The organism is Actinacidiphila bryophytorum (assembly GCF_016916835.1).
In the GTDB taxonomy this organism is placed as follows: Bacteria; Actinomycetota; Actinomycetes; order Streptomycetales; family Streptomycetaceae; genus Actinacidiphila; species Actinacidiphila bryophytorum.
Window position 1 is genome coordinate 96,908 of sequence record NZ_JAFFIX010000013.1, and the last position, 9,142, is coordinate 106,049.

Here is a 9,142-nt window from a genome sequence, read left to right on the forward strand (position 1 = left end):
GCGGGTCCGTGCCGCCGGGGTTCGCTCTCCGGTACGGAGGAGTGGGTGAGCCGCCGTGAGCCGCCACATAGCGCACGCCGACGACCGTACCGATCCCACGATCAGTCAGGCGCGCAGGTGCGCCAGGAGATCGTCACCCGCCGGGTAGGGGCGCTCCGCGGGCAGGAGCCGCCGGGCCGCCTCCAGCGCCCCTTCCAAGCCCTCACGGGTGATCTCGACGACCAGGACCGTCTCCTAGCCCTCCTTTCCGGCCCACCCGCACCGATACATCATCCACTCGGGTTCTGACACATCGACCAGGTTCTCCGGTCGGCGCGCGGTGCGCCAGCGGGTTTTGGCGCCGTCGGAGGCCATATGAGCAGGGAAAACGCAATATCGACATCTCCCGCGAAGGCCGTTACCTTCACCTGGTCATCGGCCGGCCGTCGGGCCGGGTCCGACCCCATGCACCCCATTCAGGGAGAGACGCATGCCTCATCTCGCGCTGTACACATTCGGCGTCCTGAAGTCGCCGCTCGCCGATCCCGCGCCCCTCATGCGGGAGTTCCACGACAGCGGCGCGGCCGTGTACCCGGACATCGGCCGGCAGCCCGGGTATCTCGCGCGGGCCGAACCTGCGGAGGGAGGTCAGGGCACGCTCTTCGAGCTGGACTGGGGCGCGTGGGGGGAGTTCGCCGTACCGGCCTGGTACGGCAAGGGCCGCACGGTGGAGACCATCGCGCTGGCCGCGACGCTCTCGCTGTGGGCCGGGCTGCGCCCTGCCTTCGAGGCGATCTACACCGGTGTGCACCGCGAGGCGCTGAACCGGCGTTACGACTGGTTCGAGAGGACAGGGCACCCGAATTACGTCTTCTGGTGGGTCGGCGACGACGTGACACCCGTCTGGCAGGACGGGGTCTCCCGGCTGGAGCACCTGCATGAGCACGGTCCCGCGCCGCACGCCTTCACCTTCCACCGGTCGTTCACTTCCGAGGGAGTTCCTGCCGACGGTAGAGGTCACGCAGCAGGGAGATCTCTGCACCGTGATGGATCAGCTCCCTGTTGACGTGCAGGACGATGCCCTCCATGGGAAATTGCTCGGGACCCACCGCGGGCGGGTTCTCCAGGTCGGCGTCGGAGAGTTCGCGGACCCCCGCGTTCCATCTCCCGTACATGTCGTCGAGCTGTTTCAGCGCCTCGTCGGCGGTCCCCGCGTAGGGGTACGTGTCGGAGTCGACGTCCTGGCCGCCGAAGTGCCACCCGACCCGGTAGCCCAGACAGGAGACGACGATGTGCGCCATGCGCCATGCGATCGTGGTCACCGGCGCAGGCTCCGGGGCAGGGGACGCGTAGTCCACCGTCCACTCCCCCGCACCCGCCGACGCGTCCGACGCGCCACGCGGCCGTACGCTCCAGCACCCGCGCACCGGCTCCCAGAAGTACTCCTCGTCGGTGAGCCCCTCCCACCGCGGCCGCAGGTTCTTCTGCCAGTGCCGGTCCAGCTGGTCGGCGAGTCGGTCGCTTCTTGTCATTTCCGCACCCTAGCGACACCGCGGCCCCGGCTGGCGGCAGGGCCGGGGGCTCAGGCCAGGGGGAGGGTGAGGGCGGTGGCCAGGGCGGGGCGGAGGCGGGTGTCGTGGAGGATGGCGCGGTAGTCGTGGGCCGCGGACAGGTGGCGGTCGGTGGATGCGGTGGCCGTCAGGGCGGCGCGGACGGGCGGGGTGGTGGCGCCGATGCGGGGGAGGATGCGCAGTGCCTCGGCGTAGAGGCGGAAGCTGTCGCCTCCCGCGGCCATCTCCTGCAGGGTGTCCTCGACCGCCCGCAGGCTCGGCGCGGGCTCGCCGGTGATCGACCACCAGGCCAGAGCCGCCTGCAGGCGGCCCCAGCCTTCGGTGTGGTCCAGGAAGGAGCGCACCTTGTGCGCGTACGGTGCCGCCGCCGGGCCGAAGTCGGTCAGCCACCAGACCGGGCCGCAGGCCGGCGGGTCGGCAGCCAGCACCGCTTCGCCGACGCGTTCCAGGACGGACGGTCCGTTGCCGCTGATCCGCCAGGCGGCCCAGGCGACCTTGAGGTGGTTGGCCGGGTGGTCGAGTACGGCGCAGGCGCGCAGCGCCTGTTCGGCCGGGGCCGCGCCCGGGCCCATGGTCACCAGCGCGTCGGCGGCGCCCAGCGAATACCGCGGGTCGGCGAGGAGCGGCAGGATGTCCGGCAGCGCGGGCAGCGCGTCCTCGCCCCACGCCTCGAACACCCGCAGGGCGGCGCCGGTCAGGCTCTGCGTACGGCCGGCGTGCTCGTCCCGTACGAGGTCGCGCAGGGCGGGCAGCAGCGCGGCGGCGAACTCCCGCAGGGGGATGAGGAGTTCGCTCAGGGACGGGAGTCGCACGGACGTCAGCACCCAGCCGCCCGAGCGGAACTCCCGGTCGAAGGCGCGGAATCGCTCGACCAGGCCGGGTACGGCACGCGGATCGCCGATGCGGGCCAGCGCCCAGGAGGCGAAGTCGCCGACTCTGCCGTCGATCCCGGCGGCCCGGCCGCGGTCGCCCAGCAGGTCCGCGAGTCTGTCGGCGTAGGGCGCGGCCCGCTTCCCGAGCATCGCGAGCAGATGCACCGCCCGCAGCCGGACGCCGGGGTCCGGGTGGGCGAGCAGCCCGCCGGCGAAGGGCAGCAGCACGGGGCCTTCCGACGGGCGGAGCAGCAGGCGCCGCCAGCCCTCGTCCAGAGCGGGCAGCTCCGGCGCACGCGTCGCGGCCTCGTTGGAGAACCGCCCCCGCGGTACGTCGTCGGCCACCGCCACCCCCCATGGTCCCGGGGCCATGGTGCCAGAGGGAGCAGACGCGTGCGTGCCCGCCCGGCAGGACGTCCGGCGGGCACGGCGCCGAGCCCTTCGCGGCCGGAAGGGGGAGCCGGCGAGGGGGCGGAGGCCCCGCCGACTGCCGTCCGTCCGGCGGATGTTGTGGTTAGGCCGTGTTGTGGAAGTCCCGCCTGCCCCGCGGCGCCTGGCACGCACGCTCGCTGCGTTGTCGGAGTCGTCCGAGCAGGCCCACTACGAGGACGACCCTCCGCCTTGCGATCGCACGCACCAGACGCCGCGGGGCCCGCCCTGTGGGCGGACGGCGCTACTTCCAAAACACGGCCTAAACCTGCCGTCGTCGGGTCGACGGCGGCGACACCGGGCGTCCCGTCACCGGCGGCCGAGGCCCGCGTGACCTCAGGTCCTGGACCTGATCTGCATGCCCGGCCGGCGCGTGTGGACGGTCAGGTAGTCCAGGCCGTCCGCGCCCGCGCGGATCTCCCGGGTCGAGCCGCGCGGCAGCCAGCCGAGGGCGCCTTCCCCGAGCGGCAGCAGCTCGCCCGGCCCCGGCTCCCGGTCCTCCGGCCCGGCCCCGAGCGTGCCGGAGCCGGACACGACGAGGACCAGGACGTCGAGTTCGGGCTCGGCGTGCGCGGCGATGTGCTCGCCGGGGGCGAGGTGGACGAGGTTGGCGTCGAGCTGGCGGCCGGGCTCGGCCAGCTTCCACAGCACGCCGGTCGCCGCCCCGCCGGAGGCCACGGTCAGCGCCCTGGTGTCGCACAGCACTTGCGCCGTCATGGTGGGCTCCCTCGCTGCCGGATGCTCTGGCGGCAATTATTACATGTAGGATTCGTGAAAAAGCCCAGGAGGCAGGAGGGTGGTCGCATGACGTATGTGATCGCGCAGCCTTGCGTGGACGTCAAGGACAAGGCGTGCATCGACGAGTGCCCCGTGGACTGCATCTACGAGGGCCGGCGCTCGCTCTACATCCACCCCGACGAGTGCGTGGACTGCGGGGCGTGCGAGCCGGTCTGCCCGGTCGAGGCGATCTTCTACGAGGACGACGTGCCCGCCGAGTGGCAGGGCTACTACGCCGCGAACGTGGAGTTCTTCGACGAACTCGGCTCCCCCGGCGGCGCCTCCCGGCTCGGCCCGGTCGACCGCGACCACCCGCTGGTCGCCGCGCTCCCGCCGCAGGGCGGCGGCAGTGAGGACTGACGAGCGAGCTTCCGCAGCGGCCGGCCGAGGAACGAGGCCGTCCGCGAAGGAAGCAAGGAGGAAGACCGACCATGCAGACGGAGGGCTGACGAGCGAGCTTCCGCAGCGGCCGGCCGAGGAACGAGGCCGTCCACGAAGGAAGCAAGGAGGAAGACCGACCATGGACAGGGAGGGCTGAGGTGGCGGGCGCGCAGGTGAGCCCGCGGCGCCGGGAGGTCCTCGACGTGCTGCGCGCCGCCGCCGGGCCGCTGGGCGTGGCGGAGGTCGCCGAGCAGGTCGGCGTCCACCCCAACACCGTCCGCTTCCACCTGGACGCGCTGATCGCGCAGGGGGCGGTCCACCAGCGGGTGGAGCAGCCGGCGGGACCCGGGCGCCCGCGTACGGTCTACGCGCCCCGCCCGGGCATGGACCGCAGCGGCACCAGGAGCTACCGCCTGCTGGCCCAGGTGCTGGTCAGCAGGCTCGCGTCCATCGGCGAGTGCGCGGCGGGCGAGGCCACCGCGGCGGGCCGCGAGTGGGGCCGCTTCCTGGTCGACCCGATGCCGCCCTTCCGCCGGCCCGGCGCGGCGGAGTCGGCGGACCGGCTCACCGCGCTGCTGTCCGACCTCGGCTTCGCACCGGCGCAGGAGGCCGGCGAGGACGGGGCGCCCGGCCTGATCCGGCTGCGGCACTGCCCCTTCCTCGAACTCGCCGAGGAGTACGGCCAGGTGGTGTGCTCGGTGCACCTGGGCCTGATGCAGGGCGCACTGGCCGCACTGGACGCCCCGCTGACCGCGACAGCCCTGCGCCCCTTCGCCGAACCCGACTCCTGCCTCGCAGAACTCGCCCCCGTCCCACCCCCCGACCGACCCGCAGGAGCAGCACGGTGAACACGACATGGGCGGCGACCGCCACCGCGGTGACCTTCATATGGCTCGGGATGGTGCTGGCGATCTCCTTCCTGGAGACGCCGCTGAAATTCCGCGCCCCGGGGGTGACCGTGCCGGTCGGGCTGGGCATCGGGCGGCTGGTCTTCCGTGCGCTGAACTCCGTCGAGGCGGTGCTGGCCGCGGTGGTGCTCGCCGCGGTCCTGGCCGGCGGCGCCCCGGCGGGTGTCCTCGGCCCCGCCGTCGCGGTGCTGGTCCTGCTGGCGGTGCAGGTCGGGGTGGTACGCCGCCGGCTCGGCCGCCGCTCCGACCGGGTGCTGGCGGGCGAGGAACTGCCGCGCTCCCGCGGCCACTTGGCCTATGTGGGCCTGGAGCTGGCCAAGGTCGTGCTGCTGGTCGTCCTGGGCGTCGCCCTGCTCGCGGCGTAGCAGACGGCGGTACTCAGCCGGCAGCAGCAGCGGGCAGGCCCGCCGTGAGCGCCGCGGTGTGCAGGACGCCGCGGAGCATCGCGGGCGTCAGCGTCCGGGTGGAGATGTTGCGCCGGCTCGGGTGGTAGCTGGCGAAGAGGTGCAGGACCGCGTCACCTTCCGCGGCCCGCAGCGTGACGTGGGCGGCGTGGGCGAAGGCCGGGCGGGGGCGGGGCAGCAGCCAGCCCGCGTCGGCCAGCACGGGCAGCAGGGCCTGCCAGCCGAAGCCGCCGAGTACCAGGACGGCCCGCAATGTCGGGCGCAGCAGCCGGAATTCGCGGGCGAGCCAGGGGCGGCAGGTGTCGCGTTCCTGCGTGGTGGGCCGGTTGTCGGGCGGGGCGCAGTGCACGGGGGCGGTGATGCGTACGCCGCGCAGTTCCAGGCCGTCGGCCCGGTCCACCGCTGTCGGGCGGGAGGCGAGGCCCACCGCGTGCAGGGCGGCGTAGAGCACGTCGCCCGAGGGGTCGCCGGTGAACATCCGCCCGGTGCGGTTGCCGCCGTGCGCGGCGGGGGCGAGGCCGACGACGGCCAGCGGGGCGTCCTGCGGGCCGAAGCCGGGCACGGGCCTGGCCCAGTACGTCTGGTCCGCGTAGGCCCGCCGCCTGACCCGGCCGACCTCCTCGCGCCAGGCGACCAGCCGCGGGCAGGCCCGGCAGCCGGTCACCGCCTCGTCCAGCGCGGGCACTCCGGCGGCGCGGGCGGCGGCCGCCACGGGGAAACCGAGGTCGCCGGGGTCGTACGCGCCACTGCCGCCGGGTGCCATCCGCTCGTCCGCCTCTCCCCCGCCGGGCCGTGCGCGACCGGCCGCGGGCGGCCTGCGCCGGTAAGATGAACACTCCGCCGGGGCTGCCCGTCAGGGAAAGGTGGTGCGCGCCATGGCCGAGTCGATCACCTGCCGCCGAGTCTACGAGGACCCGACGCCGCAGGACGGTACGCGGGTGCTGGTGGACCGGGTCTGGCCGCGCGGGATGCGCAAGGATGACGCGCACCTGGACGAGTGGCTGCGGGACGTGGCGCCCTCGACCGACCTGCGCCGCTGGTACGGCCACGAGCCGGAGCGCTTCCCCGAATTCCGCCGCCGCTACCATGCCGAGCTGCGCGACTCCGAGCACCGCACCGCCGCCGAGCACCTGCGCGACCTCGCCGGCCGGGGGCGGCTGACGCTGCTCACCGCGACCAAGGACCTGGACCGCAGCCAGGCCGCGGTGCTGGCCGGCTGGCTGAGCGACGAGCACTAGGCAGCCACCGCACGAGGCCGGACCTCACGCTCGGCCCTCAGTCGCCCGTCCGCGGCGGCACCCGCACCACCAGCACTGCCACGTCGTCGTCGAAGACCTGGCCGTGGTTGGCGATGACCTCGTCGCACAGCACGTCGAGCGGCGCCCCGGCGAGCCTCCCGGCCTGCTCGGCGAGTGCCCGCAGGCCCTCGTCGATGTCCCGGTCGCGGCGTTCGACCAGCCCGTCGGTGAACAGCAGCAGGGTGCTGCCCGGCGGCAGCATGTGCTCGTGGTCCGGGCGCGGCAGCCGGGGGTCGACGCCGACCGGGATGCCGTGCCGGGGCGGCGCGAGGTAGCCGGCGGTGCCGTCCTGGTGGATGAGCAGCGGCGGCGGGTGCCCGGCGTTGGTCCAGCGGAAGAGGTACTCGCCGGGGCGGCTCTCCTCCAGGCGGCCCAGCACCAGGGTGGCCGCGGGCGGGTCGTCGAGGGTGCCGACGACGTCGTCCAGCTTGGAGACGATCACCCCGGGCGGCCCGCCCCGGTCGTGGGCGAGGGCGCGCAGCATGTTGCGGAACTGGCCCATGACGGGGGCGACCCCGGGGTCGTGCCCGGTGACGTCGCCGACGATGACGCAGGGCACGCCGTCGGGCAGTACCAGGACGTCGTACCAGTCGCCGCCGAGCTTGGGCAGCTCGGAGGCCGGCTGGTAGCGCGCCCGCACCTCGACGGGGCCGAGGTCGGGCAGGTCGGGCAGCATGCGGCGCTGGAACTGCTCGGTGGTGTACTTCAGCCGCTCGTAGAGCCTGGCGTTCTCGATGCTGACGCCCGCGGCGCTGGCCAGCGCGGTCAGCAGCGTCTCGTCGTCGTCGGTGAAGGCCGTGCCGTCCTTCTTGCCCGACAGGCACAGGTTGCCGTAGACGGTGCCGCGGACGGTCAGCGGTACGCCCAGCACCTCGCGGTCCACCGGGTGGCCGGGCGGTGCGTCCGACGGCTGCTCGTGTGCGCCGACCGTGATCAGGTCGACGACGGCGCCGTCCTCGCCGAGCAGCCCGAGGGTGCCGCTGCGGGCGTCGATCAGCTCGGTGCCCGCCCTGACGATGTGGTGCAGCACGCTGCGCATGTCCATGTCGGCGCTGATGGCCACGACGGCCTCCAGCAGCCGGCGCTGCCGGCGCTGGCCCGCGGTGAGCCGGCGCAGCTGCTCCTCCAGCTCGGCCGTCGGCGCGTCCCGGCGCGGGCCTGCGTGCCCGGTGTCATCGGCCATGCCCGCACCTCCTCACCTGACGCCGGCCGCCCGGCCCCGGAAAGCCCTGCCGCCGGGGGTCACCAGGCGTAGATCCGCGCCATGATCTCCTGCCGGTCCGTGGCGTGCGGCCCGGGGTAGGCGATGACCAGGGGCAGTGCGTCGGGGTCGCGGCCCTCGACCACCGTGACGCCGTCACCGGTCTCCCTGGAGGCGATGTGGGCGTCGCGCTCCTTGAGCAGCCGCTCGCACCGCTGGAGGTCCTCGGAGCTGTCGGCGGTCCAGATCACGTACTGCACGCCGATCGCGCCCAGCGGGTGCTCGCTGCCGGCGCCCATGACGCGCAGGTAGACCTGCGTGTCGTCGGTGCCGACCAGCAGCACGGCCGTGGAGGTGCGGACCGCGACCCGCATCAGCAGCAGCTCCTGGTAGAAGTCCGCCGACCGGTCGAGGTCGCGGACGAAGACCACCACGGAGGCCAGCTTCGGCCCGCGGCCGGCCGCATCCGATCCCATGCAGAGCCCCTTGTCCGCTCACCGCCGGAAATCCTCCTCCTCACGCTACAGGCCACCGCAAGCGGGCGCTCGGTACGGCGGCCGCGCCGCGTCGCGGGACGGCGGGCGGGCCGCGGGCGGTCGCGGGCGGCGTTACCGTCGGTGCTGTGGGGGACGTACGTGGCACGCCCTGCCGGGTCGTCTGCGCCCGGCCGGCCGCACTGCTGATGGGGAGCCGCTCATGACCGCACTGTCCACGACCACACCGCGGGACCTGCTGATCGTCGCCATGGATGTGCAGTCGAACCGGCCGGTGGAGGCGGGCGACCTGTCGCTGGCCCTGGCGGGCGCCGAGCTGGTCGACCTGCTGGGCGAGGGCCTGGTGTCGCTGGACGGCGACCTGCTGGTGCCGGGTGTGGGGCGCACGCCCGGCGACGAGCTGCTGGCCGAGGCCGCGGCGGCGCTGGTGCGGCAGCTGCCGTACGAGTCGGTCGAGGACTGGCTGTGGCGCAGGGGCAAGGCGCTGTCGGGGGCGTATCTGGCCGTGATGGAGTCCGACGGGCAGGTCTCCCGCCGGCGGCGGAAGCTGCTGCCGGGCCGCCCGGGTCCCGCGGAGCTGACCGACACCCCGGCCAGGCGGCGTGCCGCGGAGCGCTGGGAGTCGGGCGAGCCGGTGCTCGCGGCGCTGGCGGCGACGCTGGGCATCCGTGAGGACGCGGCGCAGACCAGGGCGATCGGTGACGAGGCGGTGGTGGCGGTGCTGGCGACGGTCGGCGACGCGGTCACCGAGCTGGACGCGGTCAGGCAGCGCCGGGAGATCGAGCAGGCCGCCTTCGACAACGTCTGGCGCGGCGAATAGGCGGCGAG

General features: G+C 74.2%; 12 protein-coding genes. 6 read left to right on the forward strand and 6 right to left on the reverse strand.

Annotation, left to right across the window (positions count from 1 at the left end; translation table 11 throughout):
* The first annotated feature begins 469 nt into the window (after window positions 1–469).
* Window positions 470–1,045 carry a DUF3291 domain-containing protein gene (locus JT723_RS20100; RefSeq protein ID WP_205046098.1) on the forward strand — a complete coding sequence of 192 codons (576 nt, stop codon included), beginning with the start codon at window positions 470–472 and terminating at the stop codon, window positions 1,043–1,045.
* Here JT723_RS20100 and JT723_RS20105 read toward each other — a convergent pair.
* The 3 genes from JT723_RS20105 to JT723_RS20115 all read right to left on the reverse strand — a co-directional run bounded on the left by JT723_RS20105 (window position 963) and on the right by JT723_RS20115 (window position 3,568).
* Window positions 963–1,511 carry a DinB family protein gene (locus JT723_RS20105; protein WP_205046099.1) on the reverse strand — a complete coding sequence of 183 codons (549 nt, stop codon included), beginning with the start codon at window positions 1,509–1,511 and terminating at the stop codon, window positions 963–965. The two genes, JT723_RS20100 and JT723_RS20105, sit on opposite strands and share 83 nt — an antisense overlap.
* 50 nt (window positions 1,512–1,561) lie before the next feature.
* A complete protein-coding gene (locus JT723_RS20110; protein WP_205046100.1) occupies window positions 1,562–2,767 on the reverse strand; it encodes a HEAT repeat domain-containing protein in 1,206 nt (401 codons plus the stop codon).
* Between the two features lie 420 nt (window positions 2,768–3,187).
* The gene (locus JT723_RS20115; protein ID WP_205046101.1) at window positions 3,188–3,568 is read right to left on the reverse strand and encodes a cupin domain-containing protein; all 381 of its coding nucleotides are present in this window, start codon (window positions 3,566–3,568) and stop codon (window positions 3,188–3,190) included.
* A gap of 87 nt (window positions 3,569–3,655) precedes the next feature.
* Here JT723_RS20115 and fdxA point away from each other — a divergent pair, with 87 nt between their 5' ends.
* The 3 genes from fdxA (at window position 3,656) to JT723_RS20130 (ending at window position 5,282) form a co-directional block, all read left to right on the forward strand.
* On the forward strand, window positions 3,656–3,988 hold the full coding sequence (fdxA, locus tag JT723_RS20120; protein WP_205046102.1) for a ferredoxin: 333 nt from the start codon (window positions 3,656–3,658) through the stop codon (window positions 3,986–3,988).
* A 179-nt stretch (window positions 3,989–4,167) separates the two neighbouring features.
* A complete protein-coding gene (locus tag JT723_RS20125; protein ID WP_205046103.1) occupies window positions 4,168–4,857 on the forward strand; it encodes a helix-turn-helix transcriptional regulator in 690 nt (229 codons plus the stop codon).
* On the forward strand, window positions 4,854–5,282 hold the full coding sequence (locus JT723_RS20130; RefSeq protein ID WP_205046104.1) for a hypothetical protein: 429 nt from the start codon (window positions 4,854–4,856) through the stop codon (window positions 5,280–5,282). The genes JT723_RS20125 and JT723_RS20130 overlap by 4 nt, the downstream gene beginning before the upstream one ends.
* A 13-nt stretch (window positions 5,283–5,295) precedes the next feature.
* On the opposite strand, the gene JT723_RS20135 is transcribed toward JT723_RS20130, so the two are convergent.
* Window positions 5,296–6,084, reverse strand: coding sequence for a uracil-DNA glycosylase (locus tag JT723_RS20135; protein ID WP_205046105.1), 789 nt, complete (start codon window positions 6,082–6,084; stop codon window positions 5,296–5,298).
* 112 nt (window positions 6,085–6,196) lie between these two features.
* Here JT723_RS20135 and JT723_RS20140 point away from each other — a divergent pair, with 112 nt between their 5' ends.
* Window positions 6,197–6,559 (forward strand): DUF488 domain-containing protein, encoded by a 363-nt coding sequence (locus JT723_RS20140; protein WP_205046106.1) that lies wholly within the window; start codon window positions 6,197–6,199, stop codon window positions 6,557–6,559.
* Window positions 6,560–6,596: 37 nt separating this feature from the next.
* Here JT723_RS20140 and JT723_RS20145 read toward each other — a convergent pair whose 3' ends face one another.
* Both JT723_RS20145 and JT723_RS20150 read right to left on the reverse strand, forming a co-directional pair.
* Window positions 6,597–7,802 (reverse strand): PP2C family protein-serine/threonine phosphatase, encoded by a 1,206-nt coding sequence (locus JT723_RS20145; RefSeq protein WP_205046107.1) that lies wholly within the window; start codon window positions 7,800–7,802, stop codon window positions 6,597–6,599.
* A gap of 59 nt (window positions 7,803–7,861) precedes the next feature.
* Window positions 7,862–8,296, reverse strand: coding sequence for a VOC family protein (locus tag JT723_RS20150; protein WP_240165896.1), 435 nt, complete (start codon window positions 8,294–8,296; stop codon window positions 7,862–7,864).
* A gap of 220 nt (window positions 8,297–8,516) precedes the next feature.
* Between JT723_RS20150 and JT723_RS20155 the strand changes: the two genes are divergently transcribed.
* Complete coding sequence (locus JT723_RS20155) at window positions 8,517–9,134, forward strand: GOLPH3/VPS74 family protein (RefSeq protein WP_205046108.1); 618 nt, start codon at window positions 8,517–8,519, stop codon at window positions 9,132–9,134.
* Window positions 9,135–9,142: the final 8 nt, after the last annotated feature.

Bases quoted from the DNA above. Each gene is read 5' to 3' on its own strand.
- JT723_RS20115 (WP_205046101.1), bottom strand. From the start codon at position 3,568: ATGACGGCGCAAGTGCTGTGCGACACCAGGGCGCTGACCGTGGCCTCC.
- JT723_RS20140 (WP_205046106.1), top strand. From the start codon at position 6,197: ATGGCCGAGTCGATCACCTGCCGCCGAGTCTACGAGGACCCGACGCCG.
- JT723_RS20145 (WP_205046107.1), bottom strand. From the start codon at position 7,802: ATGGCCGATGACACCGGGCACGCAGGCCCGCGCCGGGACGCGCCGACG.
- JT723_RS20150 (WP_240165896.1), bottom strand. From the start codon at position 8,296: ATGGGATCGGATGCGGCCGGCCGCGGGCCGAAGCTGGCCTCCGTGGTG.
- JT723_RS20105 (WP_205046099.1), bottom strand. From the start codon at position 1,511: ATGACAAGAAGCGACCGACTCGCCGACCAGCTGGACCGGCACTGGCAG.
- JT723_RS20155 (WP_205046108.1), top strand. From the start codon at position 8,517: ATGACCGCACTGTCCACGACCACACCGCGGGACCTGCTGATCGTCGCC.
- fdxA (WP_205046102.1), top strand. From the start codon at position 3,656: ATGACGTATGTGATCGCGCAGCCTTGCGTGGACGTCAAGGACAAGGCG.
- JT723_RS20135 (WP_205046105.1), bottom strand. From the start codon at position 6,084: ATGGCACCCGGCGGCAGTGGCGCGTACGACCCCGGCGACCTCGGTTTC.
- JT723_RS20100 (WP_205046098.1), top strand. From the start codon at position 470: ATGCCTCATCTCGCGCTGTACACATTCGGCGTCCTGAAGTCGCCGCTC.